The 21,667-nt window shown below is 41.1% G+C and carries 16 protein-coding genes; 11 read left to right on the top strand and 5 right to left on the bottom strand.

What is annotated here, in order from left to right; translation table 11 throughout:
• The first annotated feature begins 211 nt into the window (after window positions 1-211).
• From I1A42_RS22610 to I1A42_RS22600, 3 genes are all read left to right on the top strand, one after another.
• The gene (locus I1A42_RS22610) at window positions 212-3,667 is read left to right on the top strand and encodes an acyl-[ACP]--phospholipid O-acyltransferase (protein ID WP_196125171.1); all 3,456 of its coding nucleotides are present in this window, start codon (window positions 212-214) and stop codon (window positions 3,665-3,667) included.
• A 151-nt stretch (window positions 3,668-3,818) separates the two neighbouring features.
• Window positions 3,819-4,145, top strand: coding sequence for a hypothetical protein (locus tag I1A42_RS22605; RefSeq protein WP_196125169.1), 327 nt, complete (start codon window positions 3,819-3,821; stop codon window positions 4,143-4,145).
• A 173-nt stretch (window positions 4,146-4,318) separates the two neighbouring features.
• Window positions 4,319-6,307, top strand: a complete 1,989-nt coding sequence (locus tag I1A42_RS22600; RefSeq protein ID WP_196125167.1) for a U32 family peptidase — start codon at window positions 4,319-4,321, stop codon at window positions 6,305-6,307.
• 57 nt (window positions 6,308-6,364) lie between these two features.
• Here I1A42_RS22600 and I1A42_RS22595 read toward each other — a convergent pair whose 3' ends face one another.
• On the bottom strand, window positions 6,365-6,631 hold the full coding sequence (locus I1A42_RS22595) for a DUF3012 domain-containing protein (protein ID WP_161153307.1): 267 nt from the start codon (window positions 6,629-6,631) through the stop codon (window positions 6,365-6,367).
• 528 nt (window positions 6,632-7,159) lie between these two features.
• Between I1A42_RS22595 and rbsD the strand changes: the two genes are divergently transcribed.
• The 6 genes from rbsD (at window position 7,160) to I1A42_RS22565 (ending at window position 13,155) form a co-directional block, all read left to right on the top strand.
• Complete coding sequence (gene rbsD / locus I1A42_RS22590; RefSeq protein ID WP_196125165.1) at window positions 7,160-7,579, top strand: D-ribose pyranase; 420 nt, start codon at window positions 7,160-7,162, stop codon at window positions 7,577-7,579.
• A gap of 39 nt (window positions 7,580-7,618) precedes the next feature.
• Window positions 7,619-9,157, top strand: coding sequence for a ribose ABC transporter ATP-binding protein RbsA (gene rbsA / locus I1A42_RS22585; protein WP_196125163.1), 1,539 nt, complete (start codon window positions 7,619-7,621; stop codon window positions 9,155-9,157).
• Window positions 9,154-10,134, top strand: a complete 981-nt coding sequence (gene rbsC, locus I1A42_RS22580) for a ribose ABC transporter permease (protein ID WP_196125161.1) — start codon at window positions 9,154-9,156, stop codon at window positions 10,132-10,134. Before rbsA ends, rbsC begins: the two co-directional genes overlap by 4 nt.
• A gap of 49 nt (window positions 10,135-10,183) precedes the next feature.
• Window positions 10,184-11,062, top strand: coding sequence for a ribose ABC transporter substrate-binding protein RbsB (gene rbsB, locus I1A42_RS22575; RefSeq protein WP_196125158.1), 879 nt, complete (start codon window positions 10,184-10,186; stop codon window positions 11,060-11,062).
• A 149-nt stretch (window positions 11,063-11,211) separates the two neighbouring features.
• Window positions 11,212-12,135, top strand: a complete 924-nt coding sequence (rbsK, locus tag I1A42_RS22570) for a ribokinase (RefSeq protein ID WP_196125156.1) — start codon at window positions 11,212-11,214, stop codon at window positions 12,133-12,135.
• Between the two features lie 15 nt (window positions 12,136-12,150).
• Window positions 12,151-13,155 carry a substrate-binding domain-containing protein gene (locus tag I1A42_RS22565; RefSeq protein ID WP_196125154.1) on the top strand — a complete coding sequence of 335 codons (1,005 nt, stop codon included), beginning with the start codon at window positions 12,151-12,153 and terminating at the stop codon, window positions 13,153-13,155.
• 129 nt (window positions 13,156-13,284) lie between these two features.
• On the opposite strand, the gene I1A42_RS22560 is transcribed toward I1A42_RS22565, so the two are convergent.
• Both I1A42_RS22560 and I1A42_RS22555 read right to left on the bottom strand, forming a co-directional pair.
• Complete coding sequence (locus I1A42_RS22560; protein WP_196125152.1) at window positions 13,285-15,177, bottom strand: putative bifunctional diguanylate cyclase/phosphodiesterase; 1,893 nt, start codon at window positions 15,175-15,177, stop codon at window positions 13,285-13,287.
• A 373-nt stretch (window positions 15,178-15,550) separates the two neighbouring features.
• Window positions 15,551-16,450, bottom strand: a complete 900-nt coding sequence (locus tag I1A42_RS22555; RefSeq protein WP_196125150.1) for a LysR substrate-binding domain-containing protein — start codon at window positions 16,448-16,450, stop codon at window positions 15,551-15,553.
• Window positions 16,451-16,659: 209 nt separating this feature from the next.
• Here I1A42_RS22555 and xapA point away from each other — a divergent pair, with 209 nt between their 5' ends.
• Entirely contained in the window at window positions 16,660-17,487 is an 828-nt protein-coding gene (gene xapA, locus I1A42_RS22550) for a xanthosine phosphorylase (protein ID WP_161153298.1), read from the top strand.
• A 177-nt stretch (window positions 17,488-17,664) separates the two neighbouring features.
• Here the strand turns inward: xapA and I1A42_RS22545 are convergent, their stop codons facing one another.
• Entirely contained in the window at window positions 17,665-18,999 is a 1,335-nt protein-coding gene (locus tag I1A42_RS22545) for a diguanylate cyclase domain-containing protein (protein ID WP_196125148.1), read from the bottom strand.
• A gap of 406 nt (window positions 19,000-19,405) precedes the next feature.
• On the opposite strand from I1A42_RS22545, the gene I1A42_RS22540 reads away from it, so the two are divergent.
• Complete coding sequence (locus I1A42_RS22540) at window positions 19,406-20,947, top strand: methyl-accepting chemotaxis protein (RefSeq protein ID WP_161153296.1); 1,542 nt, start codon at window positions 19,406-19,408, stop codon at window positions 20,945-20,947.
• Window positions 20,948-21,051: 104 nt separating this feature from the next.
• Here the strand turns inward: I1A42_RS22540 and I1A42_RS22535 are convergent, their stop codons facing one another.
• Complete coding sequence (locus tag I1A42_RS22535; protein WP_161153295.1) at window positions 21,052-21,408, bottom strand: DUF3316 domain-containing protein; 357 nt, start codon at window positions 21,406-21,408, stop codon at window positions 21,052-21,054.
• Window positions 21,409-21,667 lie beyond the last annotated feature (259 nt).

The following is a 21,667-nucleotide window of genomic DNA, read 5'->3' as shown; positions in this document are numbered from 1 at the left end:
CTGAATGTTTTGAATAAGGAAATTTGATGCGGTTAATCACATCAAAATTAGAAACAGTGATAAAGAGGGCAGTCAATGGCCCTCTTTTTGTGTTTCTGATCCCATTTCATAACCTGAATATAAAACATTCACATCTTCACTTTACAATCGAACAGTGTTCGATTAATGTTGGTCCTAAATTAATTGAACGGTGTTCGATTGGGAAATGACAATGAGCAGATTATTTAAAAACAAAGGCTTTATCGCTTATTTACTAGTGGCATTTATTAATGCGTTTGTCGATTTTGGCCATAAAATCGTCATCCAGAATACACTTTTTAAAAGTTACGATGGCAATCAACAAATGCTTCTGATGGCAATTGTAAATGCACTCATCTTATTACCATTTGTTATGCTATTTACGCCATCTGGGTATTTAGCGGATCGGTTTCCCAAGGCCAAAGTGATGCGCTGTAGCGCGATGCTGGCCATTGTAGTGACATTACTCATTACTTATTGTTACTACACTGGGCATTTTTATGCAGCGTTCGCCTTAACCTTTATTCTAGCGATGCAGAGTGCTTCATATTCTCCCGCTAAATACGGTTATATACGCGAATTACTTGGCGCTGAGTATTTAAGTGCTGGTAATGGTTGGGTGCAAGCAGTCTCTATGATTGCGGTGCTAGCAGGGAGTGCTGCATTTTCTGCTCTGTTTGAATTTGATTTAAATTCGGCAACGCCGCTTGTGCCATCGGCAATACTTCAAGATGTCGCTAATATTGGCTGGTTGTTGGTATTAGGTTCCATTATTGAGTGTGTGCTAGCATTTCGTTTACCTAACTGCCAATCAAAAACCACTGTGACAGGTTTCCCATGGCGTCAGTATGCTACGGGCAAAACATTAACCAGCAATATTCGATTACTTTTTAAAGAGAAAGCGATTTGGCAATCCGTATTGGGTCTCACTTGCTTTCTTTCAATTAGCCAAGTACTAATCGCCGCGTTTCCTTCCTATGCGAAATCAACACTTGGAATTGGTAATACCTTTGCCATTCAATGCGTGATTGCTATGGCCATTATTGGTTTGATGCTCGGTTCCGCTTTCGTGGCTAAACATTCAGTGCGACATATCAACATTTCTCTCATCCCTGCAGGGGCTGTTGTGGTGTGCATCAGCCTATTTTTCTTGGCTCAAGTAACCACATTAACCTTGATGGCCGTGTTATTCCTGTTGGTTGGGTTTGGTGGTGCACTAATGCTGGTACCGTTAAATGCACTGATTCAGTTTCATGCCAATGAATCTCAAATAGGGCGCGTGCTGGCGGGCAATAACTTCATTCAAAACATTGGTATGTTATTGTTTCTAGGGCTGACCGTACTCTTTGCTACCACTTCTTTAGATGCTCAATACCTACTGTGGGGGGTGTTTGGTCTAAGTGTATTGGTGGCGCTGTTTGCGATTGTCATATTACCTCAAGCTTTAGTGCGTGGTTTAATGAATCGTTTACTGGGACATAAATACCGGTTGAAAGTGGTGGGCTTTGATAATCTGCCTGAATCCGGTACGGGGACTTTGTTATTGGGTAACCATATTAGCTGGATGGATTGGGCGATTATTCAAATGGCAGTACCAAAACAGGTTTATTTTGTTATGGACCGTAGCATTTACCAGCAATGGTATCTGAAATGGTTTTTTGACTTGTTTGGTGTTATCCCTATTTCTGCAGGACAAAGTAAGCAAGCTCTGGCTAAAGTCACGGAGCTACTGAATGCCGGTGAAACCGTTTGTCTGTTCCCTGAAGGTCGTATTAGTCACTTGGGCCAATTAGGTGAATTCAAAAAAGGGTTTGAACGTGCTTGCAAAGACGCAAATGGTGTCATTGTGCCATTCTATCTGCGCGGCATGTGGGGCAGTGCGTTTTCTCGTTCAACCAAGAAACTTGGCAAAATGCGTAAAAACGGTATCAAGCGTGACATCATCGCTGCGTTTGGCGAGCCAATGGACATTCATTCTGATGCCGCTCAAGTTAAACAAAAAGTGTTTGAAATGTCGGTAGCAAGTTGGAATGAATATGCAGAAACGTTAGATACCTTACCGCAAACTTGGATTGAAACTGCGAAATCAAAACCGAGTGATTGGGCTGTAGTCGATAGCTCGGGGACGCCAATGTCACACTTCAAATTTTTAGTCGGTAGCTTACTTGTTAAGCAGAAACTACAAGCGTTACCGGGCCAGAACTTAGGTTTATTGGTTCCAACCTCTGCGCCTGGGTTAATGACTAACATTGGTGCCCTCATGGCGGGTAAAACGGTGGTGAATATTAACTACACGTCATCTATTGAGGCGATCAGCAATGCTAAACAGAGTGCTGCAATTAAGAGTATCGTGACCTCACGCCGTTTTATTAGCAAGCTTGAGAAACGAGGTATTGATTGTGAAACCATTTTAAGTGGCTGTGAACGGTTTTACTTGGAAGACCTAAAAACGGGCATCAGCCCGTTACGTAAATGGTTGACCACCGCGGCAGCGCTTTGTTTGCCTGCAGCATGGATTCATGCGTTCTTTTGTAAGCCAACGGATCTGGAAGATAACGCTGCGATTTTGTTCTCTTCTGGTAGCGAAGGAGCACCGAAAGGTGTGATGCTTACTCATAAAAATATCATGGCTAACTTACGTCAGGTATCAGATGTACTCAATGTGCGGGAAGAAGATCGTATTATGGCAACACTTCCTTTATTCCATGCTTTCGGTTTAACCGTAACAGGTATGTTGCCATTGATGGAGGGGATCCCTGTGATTTGTCATCCTGATCCTACTGATGGCCACAATATTGCAAAAGCGGTTGCGAAATACGAAGCCACACTGATGTGTGCGACGTCGACATTCTTAGGTATGTATCAGCGCAATCGCAGGATTAAGCCAATGATGTTTAATTCGCTGCGCGCTGTAGTATCAGGGGCTGAAAAACTAGATAAAACGGTAAAAGAGGCGTTTCAGCAGAAATTTATGGTGCCGGTCTTAGAAGGATATGGCACGACGGAAACTACACCAGTCGCCAGTGTTAACTTGCCAGGGCATATGATTCGTGAGCAGGCCTATATTCAAGAAGCGGCAAAAGATGGCACGGTAGGGCTTGCTCTACCAGGAACCACTTTCCGTATTGTTGACCCGGTTAGCCTTGAAACCTTGCCGGTAGGGGAAGATGGTTTGATTTTGATTGGTGGTGCCCAGATCATGAAAGGATACTTAAATGATCCGGAGAAAACTGATTCTGTGATCGTCAATCTTGATGGCATGCGTTGGTATAAAACGGGCGATAAAGGCCATTTAGATGAAGATGGATACTTAACCATTGTTGACCGTTACTCTCGTTTTGCGAAGTTGGCAGGGGAGATGGTCAGTCTTGGTGCGGTTGAGCAAACCATTAAAGAGCTGCTTGGTGAGCCAGAGATGAATTTGGTGGCAGTTAATTTACCAGATGAGAAAAAAGGTGAACAGATAGTGCTACTTACAGAAAGTGAACAAGCGCCCGCGGAGATTAAGAAAACGTTGAATCAAAAAGGCATGTCAGCACTTATGATTCCGAGCGCTATTTTTCAAGTAGAGCAGGTTCCTGTATTAGGAACAGGGAAACTGGATTTTGCAGGTGCAAAATCTCTTGCTAAAGAAAAACTTAGTGCATAGGTATTCCCTTAAGCCTCAGTGTGCCAATACTGAGGCTTTTCTACAGAAATTTGTGGATCTTGATCCAGTAATAACGTCAGTCAGTGGACTAAATTGATAAACTTTTTGTTCTAATAAGAGTCTCAAAATTATCACAATAAAGGTAACGTCAATGGTCACTTTAATTAAATTTTTGATAGGAATGGCTTCAACCATTCAAGTATTGATAGGTTTGGCTGGCCTATTTTTATCCGGTCTCTTTGCTTCAGGTATACCTGCTGAATTAGGGGCTTTAATCTCCGTGCTTCCTATTATTTTGGTCTGTTTGGCAGGGTTAGGATATTGGTCCATTTTTAAAAATAATCGGGCGGGACAATACAGTTATTCGATTGTGCTGTTATTAGCATGGCCTGCTGGAACCATTATTGGAGCTATCTTGATTGGGTTGTTATTGGCAACTAGCGGTTCTGCTTCTAAAACTCCGGCCGCATCAAACTAATCAGTTATCACCTAAAAACAACACGCCTACTCATCATGGTGAGTGGGCGTTTTTTTATTGTTTGAATTAATGATGGCAGTTAGCCATGTTATTTATAGGGTTTATTGGATGTTTCCTTACAGAGAGTAGTAGAATAGCCGGCCCTTAGTTGAAGTAAAAAGTGTGGTTAGAGCGTGAGTGAGAGTCAGTTTGAGTTATTAGCCCCAGGTGGTGACATCGAATCCATTAAAGCGGCAATCGCAGCTGGAGCTGATGCCGTATATTGTGGGCTGGAACGTTTTAATGCGCGAAATAGAGCGTCCAATCTTAATTTAGATGACTTAAAAGCAATATTGGTGATTGCTCATGAACACCACTGCAAAATATTTCTGACACTGAATATTATTTTATTGGAAAGCGAGATTCGCTCAGTCGTTCGCTTGTTAAATCAACTGATTCACACCGACATTGATGGCGTAATTATTCAGGACCTTGGTCTTGGTTATATTTTGAAGCATTACTTCCCAATGCTGGATGTGCATGGTTCAACCCAGCTCAATTCTCATAACGAAGGTCAAATTCGATTTTTGTCTAAGCTGGGGACTAGCCGAGTGAATTTATCCCGTGAATTGGACTCAACAGAAATTCGTCATCTAACGCAATATGGTAGACAGCATAATGTATTGATGGAAGTGTTTGTTCACGGTTCCTACTGCATTGGTTTTTCTGGGCTATGTTATATCAGCTCAGCAAGAAATGGGGCTTCGGGTAACCGAGGGCGTTGCAGTCAGCCTTGCCGTGATAAATATCAGACCACAGATATGGGGATCAGTCACCCATTAAACATGAAGGATAATACGGCATTTGAAGATTTTGCCGAGCTTGCTGAACTCGGCGTGTATTCGTTGAAAGTCGAAGGGAGAATGAAACAGCCGCACTATGTGTTTAATGTGGTCGATCAGTGGCGGCAACAAATTGACCGTTATGAAAATAACCAACCTTTGTTGTCTGATACCTCTGAGCTTTATAAGGTCTTCAATCGTGATTTTTCTGCGGGCTATTTAAAAGGCACTATCTCAAAAGAAATGTACATTGATAATCCGCGTAATCATTCCGCTGATCATTTCATCCAGCAAGCGGGAGTCTCGGAAGGTGAACAAACTCGCCAGATTAAACAGCAAGTCTATGATGAAAATACCCGAATTATCGCGCGGGTGAATGAGCGTTTAGTTCAGCTTGATCATGAGCAGCATAAAAATCAAACGACAGAAAAAAAATACGCGGATATCCAAGTGCCTGCGATAAATACGGATTTAGATGAGCCGATTAAACCTCATTTAAATGTATTGGTTTCCACCCTTGAAGAAGTGCAGCAGCTGCATGCTGACAACATCAGTGTTTACTATCAAATGCCTTCGTCTCTAGCTCGGCAAAAAACACAAGTACTGGATGTTTTCTCACAATACCCGCACCTTATCCCGTGGTTTCCTGCGGTATTGATAGGTGATAATTATTTGGCTGCGCAACAGTTTTTGGAAGCTGTTAAGCCAAGTTGGATTGTGACCAATAATACTGGGATCGGAATGTTGGCTGGGGAAATGGATATAGCATGGTTAGCTGGGCCGCAGTTAAACCTCACCAACTCATATGCACTGCAATGTTTGCAACAAGAGTATGGCTGTAGTGGTGCTTTTATTTCCAATGAAATTTCGCATAAGCAGATGAAACGTATTGTAAGACCAAAAGGATTCCGTTTATGTCACAGTATTTATCATCCGATGAATTTGTTAACCAGTCGTCAATGCTTGTTCCAACAAACCGTTGGGTGTAAGAAAAAGCGTGTGACTCGAGGATGTTTGCCTAACTGTAAAAAGTCGGCCTCAATACTGAACTTAAATGGGTCTGCTTATGTGATTGATAAGCAGTTGGGCGAGCACAACAGTTTATATAATCAGCATCATTTTATGAACTTAGAGGTGATTCAGGATCTTCCAGAACTTTTTACTGATTGGTTTATAGATGTAAGAGATATTCACACTGAAACGCGAAGCCCTTGGCGCTTAAATGAATTGGTTGAGCAATTTCGCCAACTTTGTGAAAAGGAGCAGCGTCAAGCTGCGATATTGAGTTTGCAAAACGCTATTTTACCGACAACACATGCTCAATACCATAAAGGGCTATAGGTGATTAAGCCCCCATTTTAGGGGGCTTAATCGATCAGGAGCTAATCGAATAGAGGGTTATAAGACACAGTGCTTAGCGTAAGAAGTTGCTTGATTTGCTGTCCAATCACCTTTCGGTTTTTCGTCCATGTCTTTACACCATTGCTCACTGCCTACTTCATTATTGAGTAAACAGTTTTTTGCATAATCAACCGCGTTTTGGCTGCTCCACTCGGTTTTCGGCTTTTCACGCATATCTTGACACCAAGATTGACTACCAACTTCATCTTGGCAAGCAGACAGAGCAAGAACAGAAAGAAGAACGAAAGCTGAACGTTTAAGCATGAAGATGCTCCATTTTATTAAAATTCAATAAATTATATAAAGTTAAGTGTGTTATCGGCAGTTAGAAGCCCGTATCTGTTTGATTTATTGCCACTTAAACTTTTCTTTAGTTTAGCCTTATTCATATCACTTATGTTAAATCTGGGAAAAATATCCGGATTACTATACCTAAATAACCTCAAGATGCTGTTTCAGCGAGAATGTGTTTTTACGGCTAATTAATCACCATCAGTGATCATTCTCACTAATTTGGGGCACTAATTCCCTGTTGTAACGATCACAATCACACTCTGATTTCAATCGTGATGCAAATTCATTGCTATCTCATTACTATCTCATCGAAACGTTTCGATAAGGTTTCTAAAAAATAATCGAAACCTAGATTAAATACGGATTATTCAATAATTATCTTAATTAATAGTTAATTATATTAATTTAAATATCATTAACTATTGCTTTAAGTCTAATTAAACTGAATGAGTGGTGAAGGTCTTAGCCAGTACGTAAGAGAACGAAAAAGGAATAATAATGAAAAAAACAGCCCTTATTAATGCAGAGCTATCTCATCTTGTCGCAACATTAGGTCATACGGATGAATACACAATTTGTGATGCGGGATTACCGATTCCTTCGGCAACACAACGCATTGATTTAGCGCTAACGTACGGTGTGCCCGGATTTCTTGAAACAGTGAAAACTGTGCTGTCAGAATCACAAATTGAAGGGGTTATCTTGGCTGAAGAGTTCCCTAAAACCAGCCCTGAATGTTTTGAGCAGTTCATGGTATTACTTAATGCAGAAGAACAAAGTAGTGGGAAACCCATCACCATTACTTATTTACCTCACGAAGCTTTTAAAGCACGCACTCACCAGAGCCGAGCGGTGATTCGCACTGGTGAATGTACCGCTTATGCCAACGTTATTTTTCAAGCTGGCGTTGTATTTTAATCCCAAATTCACCGACCTAGAAATGATTGAGGAGAGTGTATGACCCAGCCGATTTTATCCCTAAAAAATATTGAAAAGGGGTTCCCTGGAGTTAAAGCCTTAGATGGTGCCAGCCTAAATGTTTATCCCGGTAAGGTGATGGCTTTGATGGGAGAGAATGGCGCGGGTAAATCCACCTTGATGAAAGTGCTGACTGGTATTTATCGTCGTGATGCTGGGGAGATTGAATATCATGGTGTACCCGTACAATTCAAAGGTCCGCGTGATTCTCAAATAGCCGGCATCAGTATTATTCACCAAGAGCTCAACCTGATTCCAGAACTGACGATTGCTGAAAATATATTTCTGGGCCGAGAAATTGTTAGTGTATTTGGCCGCATTCAATGGAAAGAGATGTACCAGAAAGCCGATGCGTTGCTTGAGCGTTTAAACGTGGCCCATCGCTCGAATACCTTATTAGGTGATTTGAGCTTGAGTGAGCAACAAATGGTTGAGATTGCGAAGGCGCTTTCGTTTGAATCTAAAGTGATCATCATGGATGAACCAACAGATGCGCTGACTGATACAGAAACAGCCTCGTTATTTAAAGTGATTAATGAACTTCGAGAACAAGGTTGTGGCATCGTTTATATCTCGCATCGTTTGAAAGAAATTTTTGAAATTTGTGATGACATTACTGTCTTGCGTGATGGGAAATTTATTGGTCAGTGTGCAGTGGCGGATACCGATGAAGATGGTTTGATCGAAAAAATGGTTGGACGTCGACTCGATGAACAGTACCCGCGCGTCAGTGTCCCTCAAGGTGATGTTTGCCTTGCTGTTGAGCAAGTGTCTGGCGCTGGTGTTGAAGAAATTAGTTTTAATGTTCGCCACGGTGAAATTTTGGGTATTTCGGGCCTGATGGGAGCCGGACGTACGGAACTGATGAAAGTGATTTATGGTGCCTTGCCTAAATCTGCTGGTCAGGTGTGGATTGATGGCCAGAAAATCGATGCGCATAGTCCCCAAGATGGCTTGAAAGCGGGTATTGCCTATATCTCTGAAGACCGTAAAGGTGATGGGTTAATACTTGGGTTATCGGTTAAAGACAACATGAGTCTATGTGCGTTAAAGCAACTTAGCCATGGTATGCAAATCAAGCACAGTGAAGAAAAATTGGCAGTGGATGATTTTATTCAACTGTTCAATATCAAAACACCAAAACGCGAACAGATTATCGGTAACTTATCCGGTGGTAACCAACAGAAAGTCGCGATCGCAAAAGGATTAATGACTCGTCCTAAGTTATTGATTCTTGACGAACCTACTCGTGGTGTAGATGTTGGTGCTAAAAAAGAAATCTATCAACTTATTAATGAATTTAAAGCGGACGGTATGAGTATCATTTTAGTGTCCTCGGAAATGCCTGAAGTTTTGGGCATGAGTGACCGTATCCTAGTGATGCATGAGGGCCGTATTAGTGGCGAATTTAGCGCTAAAGAAGCAAATCAAGAAAATTTATTGGCATGCGCAGTTGGTAAACAGCCAGCTCAATCATTGCAGCCTACAGATAACGTGTTGAACGAGGAAACCGCATGAACTCTGAAACCATCAAGAAAACAGCACCTAGTCAGAAAAAATGGCTGAGTAAAGAGTGGCTTATCGAACAAAAGTCATTGATTGCTCTTCTATTTCTTGTGGTTGTCGTGTCTTTTCTCAATCCACATTTCTTTACCTTTGGTAATTTAATGAACATTCTGCGCCAAACGTCAGTCAATGCGATCATTGCAGTGGGTATGACATTGGTTATTTTAACCGCAGGAATCGATTTGAGCGTAGGTTCAGTATTGGCATTATCTGGTGCCTTTGCCGCAAGCCTAATCGCACTTGAAGTCCCTGTGATTGTGGCTGTTCCTGTCGCGCTACTTGCTGGTGCGGCATTAGGTGCGGTAAGCGGTATCATTATTGCCAAGGGTAAAGTGCAAGCCTTTATTGCAACATTAGTCACAATGACTCTGCTACGTGGTGTCACCATGGTGTACACCGATGGCCGACCAATTTCTACAGGATTTACCGATACTGCGGACGCTTTCGCATGGTTTGGTACTGGGTATTTATTAGGTATTCCTGTGCCGGTTTGGCTCATGGTTTTGGTCTTTGCTGTGGCTTGGTACCTGTTAAATCATACTCGCTTTGGCCGTTACGTGTATGCGCTTGGCGGTAATGAATCCGCGACACGTTTGTCTGGTATTAACGTAGACCGCGTGAAAATCGGTGTTTATGCTATCTGTGGCCTATTGGCGGCACTAGCTGGAATCATTGTTACCTCACGCTTGTCATCCGCTCAACCTACTGCGGGTATGGGATATGAATTAGATGCCATTGCTGCTGTTGTACTAGGTGGAACAAGCCTGATGGGCGGCAAAGGTAAAATTATGGGCACGCTGATTGGTGCGTTAATCATCGGATTTTTGAATAACGCGTTGAATTTACTGGATGTGTCTTCTTACTACCAAATGATTGCTAAAGCGGTCGTGATCTTACTTGCCGTTTTGGTAGACAACAAAAACAAATAATAAGGCCTGGCAAGACCAGCCACTGTACCCTACAAAAAGGAACCAAATTATGAAAAAAGTCGTCTCGCTGATTACTGCTGCTGTGTTGGGCTCGACCTTATCTGTGTCTGCTCAAGCTCAGGATACACTTGCTATTGTACTGTCTACGTTAAATAACCCATTCTTCGTTTCAATGAAAGAAGGAGCGGAAGCTAAGGCGCAAGATTTGGGTTATAAGTTGATTGTCCTAGATTCACAAAATGACCCAAGTAAAGAGCTATCAAATGTTGAAGATCTTACTATTCGTGGCGTGAAGGCTATTTTGATCAATCCAACCGACTCTGATGCGGTTTCAAATGCCATTCGTTTAGCGAATCGCTCTAATATCCCAGTACTGACGCTAGATCGCGGTGCTAGTCACGGCAAAGTTGTTTCACATATTGCTTCTGATAACGTCGCTGGTGGTGAAATGGCAGGAAAATTCATCATGGAGAAAATGGGTCAAAAAGCCAAAGTCATCCAACTTGAAGGTATTGCAGGAACATCTGCTGCTCGCGAACGTGGCAAAGGGTTTATGCAGTCAGTTAAAAACAGTTCGATGCAACTACTCGCAAGTCAACCTGCTGATTTTGACCGCACCAAAGGATTGAATGTGATGGAAAACCTGATCGCAGCTCATCCAGACGTCCAAGCTGTTTTCGCACAGAATGATGAAATGGCATTAGGTGCATTACGCGCTGTACAGGCATCGGGCAAGAAAGTCTTAATTGTGGGTTTTGATGGTACCAAAGACGGCATTGCGGCGGTAAAACGTGGCAAATTGGGCGCAACGATCGCTCAGCAGCCTGATCTAATTGGTGCGCTAGGTATCGAAACGGCAGATAAGGTATTAAAAGGTCAAAAAGTGCCGACTTCTATCCCTGTACCACTAAAAATTGTGACTAAGTAAAGGGATATTCTCTTCCAGCTTGGCTGGCACCGATTTCTCTTGAAATGGGTGTCTACCAAGCTGGAATGAAAGCTGTGAACTTTGACTGGTACATAGAGACTGATTCAGAGTTTAGAGCTTTCATTGAGCTACATACGAAGGATAAATTTATGAGCCAATTGGTCGTACTCGGTAGTGTCAATGCCGATCATGTCTTACAAATTCCCCGTTTTCCTAAACCAGGCGAAACTTTGCATGGCAAGATGTATCAAGTGATTCCGGGTGGTAAGGGAGCGAACCAAGCGGTTGCTGCTGCGCGTCTCAATGCTGATATTTCGTTTATTGCTTGTGTTGGTGATGATGCTTTTGGTCAACATATTCGTCAGCAATTTAACCAAGATGGGATGTCAATTGATGCGGTTCGTGTCGAACAAAATACGCCAACTGGGGTTGCGCTGATTCAAGTGTCTGCGCAAGGGGAAAATACGATTTGTATTTCACCAGAAGCCAACGCACATCTTACCGAGCAAGTGGTGGAAGAATACACCGCAACCATTCAACAAGCTCAGTATCTGCTAATGCAACTTGAAACACCGTTGGAAGGGGTGATTAAGGCGGCACACATTGCCAAACAAGCTGGCACTCAAGTGATTCTAAATCCTGCTCCAGCCCGCGCTCTGCCCGAAGAGTTATTAGCGAATATCGATATCATTACTCCTAATGAAACGGAAGCGCAGGAACTGACCGGAATTGCGGTTATTGATGAAGCAAGTGCAGCCGAAGCATCTGCAGCGTTACATGCAAAAGGCATTCAAACGGTTATGATCACTCTGGGCGCAAAAGGCGTGTGGGTGAGCCAGCAAGGTGAAATGGGATTCATTGTGCCCGGGTTTTCGGTCAGAGCAACGGATACGACTGCTGCTGGTGATACATTTAATGGTGCTTTTGTTACTGGTTTACTGGAACAAATGCCTTTAGAATCAGCGATCAAATTTGCGCATGCCGCCGCAGCAATCTCAGTAACTCGTTTCGGTGCGCAAACGTCGATCCCTTCAAGAGATGACGTTGAGGTGTTTCTCGCAGAACAGAAATAACAAGGAGTACGATCTGTGGCGACCATGAAAGATATCGCGAAGCTCGCTGGGGTTTCTACCTCAACAGTAAGCCATGTGATCAATAAAACTCGCTTTGTCAGTGAAGATATTTCAGCTCGGGTTAATGCAGCGGCTAAAGAGCTCAATTATGCGCCTTCTGCTTTAGCTCGTAGCTTAAAAATGAATCGGACTAAAACTATCGGTATGTTAGTGACCACCTCTACTAACCCATTCTTTGGTGAGGTAGTAAAAGGAGTTGAACGCAGCTGTTATCACCAAGGTTACAGTTTGATTTTATGTAATACGGAAGGGGATACGGAACGTATGCGAGCATCCATTGATACGTTATTACAAAAGCGTGTGGATGGTTTGATGTTAATGTGTACGACGATGGAAGGCGAACCGCTGACGGAATTTGAACGTTATCCCGATATACCTGTTGTCGTGATGGATTGGGGGCCGACTGTCAATGCGAGCGATAAAATCTTAGATAACTCTTATCAAGGTGGGTACATGGCAACCAAGCACCTGATTGATTTGGGACATACCGAGATTGGTTGTATCACAGGTCCACTCCATCAACATCAAGCGCAAAATCGATTCTCCGCCTTTAAACAAGCACTGGCAGACCACAAGATACCGTTGAATGACCAATGGGTGATTGAATCTAACTTCGAGTGTGAAGGTGGCTTTTCTGCGATGACACAGCTCATTGAAGCGAAGACAATGCCGAGTGCTTTATTCATCTGTAATGACATGATGGCTATGGGGGCGATTAATGCGGCGACAGAGCATGGCATCGGTGTACCTAACGATCTCTCAATCGTTGGCTACGATGATATTCGTATCGCTCAGTTTATGTCACCAGCACTGACGACAATCCATCAACCTAAGTATCGTTTAGGTAAGGCAGCTGTAGAAGCTCTGCTTGCTAAACTGCAAGGTTTAAATAATACACCACAAGTTATTCAGTTAGAGCCCACTTTAATGGCAAGAAAAAGCACTAAAGCCAAGCATTAGCCGACTAGGTTATTGATGAAGCTCTGGGTTCTGCATATTGAGGCCATTTGGGTATATTTAATTCAATATTTCTTAGGCAGCTAATATATTGCAATCATAATCATTAAATTTAGACTAATTAGTCTAAATTTAATGATTGTGTTGGTTGAGTAGGGCTAAAACTTGATCTTTTTTAACGGGTTTACTGAACAAGTAGCCTTGATATAAATCGATGTTGCTTTCTTTGAGTAAAGCAAGTTGATCGGGATATTCAACGCCTTCAACAATTACCTTACTATCGATAGAGTGTGCCATTTTTACTACAGCCGAAACAATACTGTGATCCTTTTCGTTGCTACAAATATTATCTACATATGATTTGTCGACTTTGATGTAATCGATACGAAGGTTTTTAAGCACCAAAATAGATGAGAATCCAGTTCCAAAGTCATCAACTGATATCATGACACCTATTTCTTTCACTTGTTTAATAATACGCGTCAATTTATCAAGATTGGTAATCATTGCTGTTTCTGTAATTTCTAAATGGATATTAGCCGGCTGAACAGCATATTGTGCAATAAGAAATTGTAAGTATTCGAGGAAGTTTTCATCTTCGAATTGAATTGCTGACACATTAATAGACATGGATACTCTAGGATTATCAACATTGATATCATGTAGGGTTTCAATGGCCATTTTAAGTACTAACTTGCCGATATCGATAATGAAACCATGCTCTTCGGCGATAGAGATAAACTCTTCTGGAGACACAAGTTCACCGTTAAGGTTCCAGCGTATAAGCGCTTCAAAAGAATGAACTTTATCTAGTTCACTATCGACAATAGGTTGGTAATTCATAAAGAAATCTTGCATTTCGAGCGCTTCTACCATCGCATGGCGTAGGTAAGATTTTCGTTCGTTACTTGCTTGTATTTTTTGGTCAAAGCAGCAAATATGTTGATTACTTCGTTTTCCCTCACTGACTGCTAAGTAGGAATTTTTAATGGCTTTATCTATTGGGTAATAGTTGTCTGTACAGTAGTAATAACCAATATGGTAAGACGGTGTTACTCGAATATTTTTTGATTGAATAGGCCGCGATAAATTACCAATAACTTGATTGATAAAATCATTAATCGCTCGTTCGGAGTGACAGCTTATATAGATGATAAATTCATCGCTTCCCCATCTAGAAGATACAGAGTTAAAAAATGTATCTATTTTAGATAATCTCTGACCGATTTCGTTTAACATATAATCGCCATACTCATGACCGTAAGTATTATTAATTATATGGAACTTCTCGATATCAATATGAATAAAGCTATCTATTGATTCTGATTTATTATTTTTTTCTTGGCGTAATATCTCAACTTTGGAAAAGAAACTATTTCGGTTAAATAAACCTGTCAGCATATCTTTCTGTTCTAATTTTAATATACGTTTAGTTCTTTTTTCTACTTCTGATTCTAAATTAATGACAAGTCTTTTTACTTTTGCCTGACTTGCGATTGAAGTAATAATAAATTTTGAACTACGAGTAGCACTTAAACATAGCGCAACAGCGTACCCGAGCCCCATGATTCCTATCGACCGTTCATCACCACCTCCACGAGTGATCATGACATAACAATACGGAATAACGGTAATCAAAGTAAATGCAAATGCAGAGCGCAGATCGGCAGAGAGCAGAGTAATGCTACCTCCAGACATACCACAGAAGATGATCAAACAAATCATCTCCTCTTTGATACTAAAGGTTTGCTGGAATAAGTATGGGTAACATGCCCATCCTATGCCCGCAAGAACGACGCCCCAAAAATGATAATCGAGCTTTCGAGGATTCTCTTCATTGATACAATAGTGGACAAGTAATCGAATACATGAAATAGCGTAGATGGTTAGTAGCCAAATTATTTTATTTGTATTTACTTTATCGTAGATACCACTGGCAACTAATATGGTTGAAATTCCAATATTAACACTAACCAAAAAGGGTAGGTTTGATGAAAAAACTTTTAGGCGCTCGGACTTGTACACGTAAAAACCTATAAGAATCAAATAGACCAAAGAGTCAATCAGAAACAAAAGAACAAGAAACTAGATTTAAGTGACTATATTATTTATTAATAATATATAAATGTCACTCACATTTTTTCACAAGGTAAACTAAGTGTAAGTAAAAACGGGTAAAGATAATCAGAATATGCTGATGATTGCATCAGTTGAAAAAGTAATCTCAAAAATAAAACAGTTATATATGCAAACGGTTCTACAGATAAGCCATTATCTCAAATTAGGGACTAAATGTTCTCATTTGCCCTTGACTATGTGTATCTCATAGCTACGAAATATATCAAATTGAGATAGATAACAGCATATTGAATACGCGATACGATATATCACAGGGTGTTCATGTAAACGAGCGTTTTAAATGTTGTAGACACTGATTTATCAATGGGGTTTCTGCTTGATAAGTAAGAACACAAATATCCGCGGGAATTTGCTCTTGCAGCGGGATAAAATGTACATGCGGCCATGCCATCGCCGCATAACTTTTAGGTACGATAGAAAGAACTTTTCGTGTAGAAATGACAGCGAGTAGAGTATTCGGTTCTATCACTTGTTGTACGATGTCAGGATAAAATCCTGCTTGTTGACAATGTTCGATTATCCATTGAGTTGAGGCTGAATTGTCTTTACTTAACATCACAAACCGCTCTTTTTGGAGTGTTGCCAAACTGATCGCCGATTGCTTGGCGAGTACATGCTCAAAAGGAACGGCAACCACCATTTCTTCGGCAAATAATGGAACGGTAATTAACGAATCCGTATTGATGGTGTCGGCGTAGCGAACTAATCCCAACTCGATTTTCCCATCAATTAATGCTTGTTTCTGCTGGTGTGGCGACATCTCGATGAGATTGAACTGCGCCGCGGGGAAATCAGTTTGTAGTGAGTGCAGAGCATCACCAAAGCCCGCCCAGAATATAGAAATCATCAAGCCAATATTTAAAGTTTGACTGTCGTCGCGATGCTGTTGTTGTACACGGTCAAGTGCGTGACTCACTACATCAAATATCGTTTGGCATTCATTAGCGAGCTGTTTTCCAGCGATCGTTAATTCAACATGACGTGTATTACGGACAAACAGCTCTACACCGAGTAATTGTTCTAGTTCTTTAATTTGTGTGCTCAATGGAGATTTTGTGATGTTCAATTGCTCAGCAGCGCGACTAAAATTTTGTGTTTTAGAAACCTGATAGAAGTAGCGCAACATCTTTAAGGTCACTTTTTGATGATCGATATTCATTGTTTACGCACTTCTTTGTTTTCGTTTTCGGAACAATTGTCATCAATATACTGATTTTACCGATATAGTAAATCCGTTAGAGTGATAGTTATACCCAAATGACTTGACGAATCAGGCTTGTTGATGAGATCCCAAAGAGCGAATACATTCTCGCTAACGCAGCATCTTGAGGTGACTTGGGTATACACCAATATAGGAAGAGTAATTATATGAGTGATCCAGTTAATAAAGCATTAGAGACGATTTACGCGCATAAACCCGATTTTAAACCTAAAGCTGGGTTTATTCTTGGATCTGGCCTTGGCGTGATTGCTGATGCTTTAGAAGAAAAAGTAGTGATTCCTTACCAAGATCTTGCAGGTTTTCCTGTCAGTACTGTAGAAGGACATTCAGGCGAACTTGTTTTAGGTAAACTATTTGGCATTGAAGTCGCATGCATGAAAGGACGTGGGCATTATTACGAACATCAAACGATGAAAGTAATGACCAACCCTGTACGCACTTTTAAACGTTTAGGCTGTGAATTTATGTTGGTGACTAATGCTGCAGGTTCATTGCGTCCTGACCGCATTGATGTTGGTTCTCTGGTGGTATTTAATGATCATATTAATACGATGCCAGAATCACCAATGACGGGGCCGAATGATGAAGCATATGGTCCACGTTTCTTTAGTTTGGCTAATGCTTACGATAAGACGTTACGAACCGAAATATTATCTGTTGCAAACAATGAGAACATTCACCTCAATCAAGGGGTCTTTGTTTCTTACACCGGGCCTAATTTTGAAACAGCTGCGGAAATTAGAATGATGCAGGTGATTGGTGGTGATGTGGTCGGTATGTCGGTGGTGCCTGAGGTGATTTCTGCTGCCCATTGCGGCTTACCTGTTGTTGCTGTTTGTGCCATTACGAACATGGCCGAAGGTCTAAGTGATGTTGTGCTGTCTCATGAACAAACGCTCAAGTGTGCCAAATTGGCAGAGAAAGATTTCATCGCATTAATTAATGCCTTTATCCGCCATCATTTTGCTGTGTAACGTTAATCTCAATATACCCCCCAATGACCTCAAGGTGTAGGATTAATCAACTAGCTTAAGGTCAAGCTTAATCATGGAAGGAATGGTCATATTCTTCAACGTGCATTGTCTTTCAACGTAAGTGATCGCTACAGCAGCATCTTGAGGTTACTGGGAATAGACCCTTTATAAAAGGGTCTATTCAATCGATTCTTGCTGGAATGACTCATTAAGGTCTGCAATATCCCATGTGGGCTCAATATTATACCCACCTTTTCCATGACGTTTTACCTTATACATCGCACTGTCTGCGATTGCCAACCAACGCTCTTCATCAAAGCCTATGTGAGTATCAATAATGGTTGCGCCGATACTACAGCTACAAGGAATATCAAAGCCTTCAATATTCATCGTTGCTGGCAATGCACCTTGGATGCGCTGGCATACCTCTTCTAAATCATGAGTGGGATTTGATAAATTCGCTATTAGGATGGTGAATTCGTCACCAGCTAAGCGTGACACAATATCTTGTGGTCTTAATGTGTGTTTCAGAATGTCCGCAAAGCGTTTTAGAAGTTCATCACCACTATCGTGACCATAATTATCGTTAGCGATTTTTAATCCATCTAAGTCTATGAACAGTAAGCCTGTATTTTGCTGGTTACGACTTAAAATACCGTTGAGCGATTTAATAAAGAAAGTTCGGTTAGTCAGGCCGGTTAAGGAGTCATGGTAAGCTTGAAACTCTAATTTTTTTTGAAACGAACGTAATTCTGTCACGTCTTGTGCAAAGATATAGTAATCTTCCTGTCCGCTTTCTCCCGGTACGAGTTTTAGTTGCAGTTGACGAATATCGTCATCAACGAAAAAAGTATGATCAAAGATGACACTGTGACCTTGCTTTACGCGCTGTATATACGTTTTGCGTTCAGCGTAAGCATCGCTACCAATCAAATTTTCTACACTGTTATCAATGACGTTTTCTAGCGGACAATTAAAAAATGTTTCATAAGTACGATTGGCAAAAAGGTAACGATCTTGTTGATCTACGTGAGCAATCAATACCGGTAAATGATCAACAATAGTTTCTAATTTAATATTGACTCTTAAATGATTGATGATCGTTGACGTTAAACTCTCAACCAGAAACAACAACATTATCTCATCGTTATAAACAATTTTGCTCACCCTCAAAATGATCCAATCTGATTGATCTGAGCTTTTTGTTTCTACGAGATGTAGCGAAGTTTCAGTATCAACTCGATCTAAAATATCGTCGATAGAGATGTCATTAAAAGTGTTAATAAAAAATTGTTGCACATAACTTTCGGGCGACAAATTGTAACGGGTTTTAAATTGTTGATTACCATAAATGATTTTCCCATTAACATCACAGACACTTATTCCAGATGAGCATTGATTGACTATTTCGGCTAATAATAAAGGCGCTAAATTGGGTAAGGAATCTCTTGTATCCTCCTTTGTGGGCATTGCTGAATTGGCTTCTTTATGTCGCTTTATTCTTTTTGTCATGATTACCTTGTACTAACAGAGTGTTAACTGAGAGACTTAACACTAAATGTTCATTCCAGTTTTTCAGCATCAGATGATAAAAAAGTATATTGTTTGTGTATTTTTAATAAATTGAACAGATTTCCATTCTCTAATTGAGAGAAAAACAATTCTTTTAAAGACTAAAACGCTTTATTTTTAACGAGTGTACTGAATTCATTATGATGATCTTCTGATAAGATAGTTACACTGATATTCATTATGTTTCAAGCAGATTATGCAATTAGTTTTAATGCTCTAGTGTGCTTTATATTGCAAGAAAGTTGTAAATGGTTTTGATTAGTGTCAATAATGTGACTTCAGTCCCATGATATTAATTGCGTTTACATCGAACTCTTCGATTTCCTAATTGAGCTTTTGGCTATTTATGAAAACAACAAATAAGAGCTATTCGGATAATATCAGTTTTATATCCACGACAGATTGCGCTAGTCATATCACATATGCGAATGATGTATTTTGTGATATTGCTGAATATTCCGCGCAAGAATTACAGGGTAAACCACATAATGTGGTTCGCCATCCTGATATGCCTAAAGCGGCATTTGCCCAAATGTGGAGTTACCTAAAACAGGGTAATAGCTGGATGGGTATTGTTAAAAACCGGTGTAAAGGACCCCGTCATTATTGGGTCTCTGCATTTGTTACGCCGATCAAAAATGAGCAGGGAGAAACCATTGAATACCAGTCGGTTCGCACTAAGCCAACGGAAGAGCAAATTCATCGTGCGGAACTTTTGTACAAAAAGCTCAACGATCGGCCGACAGCAAAACAGCGTAGAATTTCTGGTGTTTTTTTACTGCAAAGTCTATTGGCGATCTCGACTGCTCTTGGGATTGCATCGGCGGTGACGTCAGAGTCTTGGTATTTAGGTGCTGCAATGACCGCATGCTCTCTATTAGCGTGCGTTGTTGGAAGCATCAATCGTTCACGAGTAAAACGTATTAATCAACTTGCTAAAGAAGCCTACGACAATATTTTGATGGAGAAAGTGTACACCGGCTATAACGATGATTTCTCAGCAATAGAATTAGCATTAATGATGAGAAAAGCAGAGTTAAGAGCCGTGGTCGCCCGCAGTGCTGAAACGTCACAAAGAATTCTCGCTGATGCGAATACTGAACTAGCCAACATGCAAAGAGCAGAACAAAGGCTAAATGCTCAGCAAATGGAAACTGAAAAAGTAGCCACTGCAGTTGAAGAATTGACTTATGCGATAAAAGACATTGCAGATAATGCGGCTGCAAGTTCTCAGTTAACCGAAATCGCCCAGCAGGACTCGGTTGAGGGCTTAACTAAGCTTGATGATACCATTGCCCATATCGCTGATTTAGATAACGCATTACAGCAAGCTAAACAAGTGCTCTCTGATTTGGCAAAACAAGCCAAAAGTGTCGAAACCGTATTGGATGTCATTAACACCATTTCTGAACAAACCAATTTATTGGCATTAAATGCGGCCATTGAGGCTGCGAGAGCGGGAGAATCTGGGAGAGGCTTTGCTGTGGTTGCAGATGAAGTTCGCCAGCTCGCAGCTAAGACGGCATCGTCGACGCATGAGGTACAAGAAACGATTATTCAGTTACAGTCACTCGCAAGTGGCGCAGCGAACAGTATGGAAAATGGTTCAGAGCTGTCTTCATTGTGTCGAGCAAAAGCGGATGAAACGGGGAGTGTCATTCGTGATATTTCTAATAGACTAGCCAACATCACTGATAAGAGTCAGCAAACCGCTGTGGCCGTTGAACAACAGGCGATTGCTACGAAAGAAATATCAGCCAATACAAATTCGATCAAAATGCTGACGGATAAAACATCCACCTCGGCAGCGGATACCGTTGTACGAACTCAAGATCTCGTTAATCATATAGGTGAGTTGTCACGTTTAATTCAGCAGTTTAGAGCATAGAGTTTCTATTTTTGGAGAGGGTGGTATGTATCATGGCATTCCTTTGCCATGTTTATATCATTCCTGTGGGGCGGTAGCAGTGGATTATCGCCACCCCCTACAGGTTAGCCATTTTTAGTTTCATGGACTTTGTAGTGGTAATTGACGTCAACTAATGAACGGTACTGAGTTTTACCTTGTTCATTCTTAAATGGTTCAACGGTTACTTCCATATCACGCAGACGCATACTGTTGTAAACCATACCTGGATTATAAACTGTCAGTTCGCTTTTGAGTTTGCGGCCCGGCAGTTGTTGTAGGTCATGAATTTTATCTAAGCCTGCTTGATAGGCTTGTTGACGTGACTGGTAAACGCCAGAGTTCACCACTTTTTCTCCGACATTTAAGTGGCTGTGCGTAGCGGCAAAAGCACCAGTGCTTGCTGTTAATGTAGCGGCTAGGATAAAGATCGTCTTTTTCATGCGATGTCTCCTCGTGGTCGTCATTATCGTTTTCTTAATGTTTTTTGAATATGTATTTATCCTATCAATGCCAATGTTAGGAGTCTGTCAGGCACTGTAAGTCTTAGGATAGAAAACATTTGGGATTTATCGTTTTTTGGACGTTATTGATGGTTTTTCTGACAAAGTAAGTGTGCGGTTAAGATTCTTTATCGGGTGTTCATTTGGTATTCATATTATCAATGTGTTAGGGAGGCTGTTGTATCAGAATACAGGCCCC

Origin of the sequence: Vibrio nitrifigilis (assembly GCF_015686695.1) — a bacterium.
Lineage (GTDB): Bacteria > Pseudomonadota > Gammaproteobacteria > Enterobacterales > Vibrionaceae > Vibrio > Vibrio nitrifigilis.
This window is presented reverse-complemented; position numbering and strand designations above follow the sequence as displayed.

Coding starts and splice junctions, on each gene's coding strand:
- rbsA (WP_196125163.1), top strand. CDS start 7,619: ATGACCCAGCCGATTTTATCCCTAAAAAATATTGAAAAGGGGTTCCCT.
- I1A42_RS22540 (WP_161153296.1), top strand. CDS start 19,406: ATGAAAACAACAAATAAGAGCTATTCGGATAATATCAGTTTTATATCC.
- I1A42_RS22555 (WP_196125150.1), bottom strand. CDS start 16,450: ATGAATATCGATCATCAAAAAGTGACCTTAAAGATGTTGCGCTACTTC.
- rbsD (WP_196125165.1), top strand. CDS start 7,160: ATGAAAAAAACAGCCCTTATTAATGCAGAGCTATCTCATCTTGTCGCA.
- xapA (WP_161153298.1), top strand. CDS start 16,660: ATGAGTGATCCAGTTAATAAAGCATTAGAGACGATTTACGCGCATAAA.
- rbsC (WP_196125161.1), top strand. CDS start 9,154: ATGAACTCTGAAACCATCAAGAAAACAGCACCTAGTCAGAAAAAATGG.
- I1A42_RS22535 (WP_161153295.1), bottom strand. CDS start 21,408: ATGAAAAAGACGATCTTTATCCTAGCCGCTACATTAACAGCAAGCACT.
- I1A42_RS22605 (WP_196125169.1), top strand. CDS start 3,819: ATGGTCACTTTAATTAAATTTTTGATAGGAATGGCTTCAACCATTCAA.
- I1A42_RS22595 (WP_161153307.1), bottom strand. CDS start 6,631: ATGCTTAAACGTTCAGCTTTCGTTCTTCTTTCTGTTCTTGCTCTGTCT.
- rbsB (WP_196125158.1), top strand. CDS start 10,184: ATGAAAAAAGTCGTCTCGCTGATTACTGCTGCTGTGTTGGGCTCGACC.
- I1A42_RS22610 (WP_196125171.1), top strand. CDS start 212: ATGAGCAGATTATTTAAAAACAAAGGCTTTATCGCTTATTTACTAGTG.
- I1A42_RS22545 (WP_196125148.1), bottom strand. CDS start 18,999: ATGACAAAAAGAATAAAGCGACATAAAGAAGCCAATTCAGCAATGCCC.
- rbsK (WP_196125156.1), top strand. CDS start 11,212: ATGAGCCAATTGGTCGTACTCGGTAGTGTCAATGCCGATCATGTCTTA.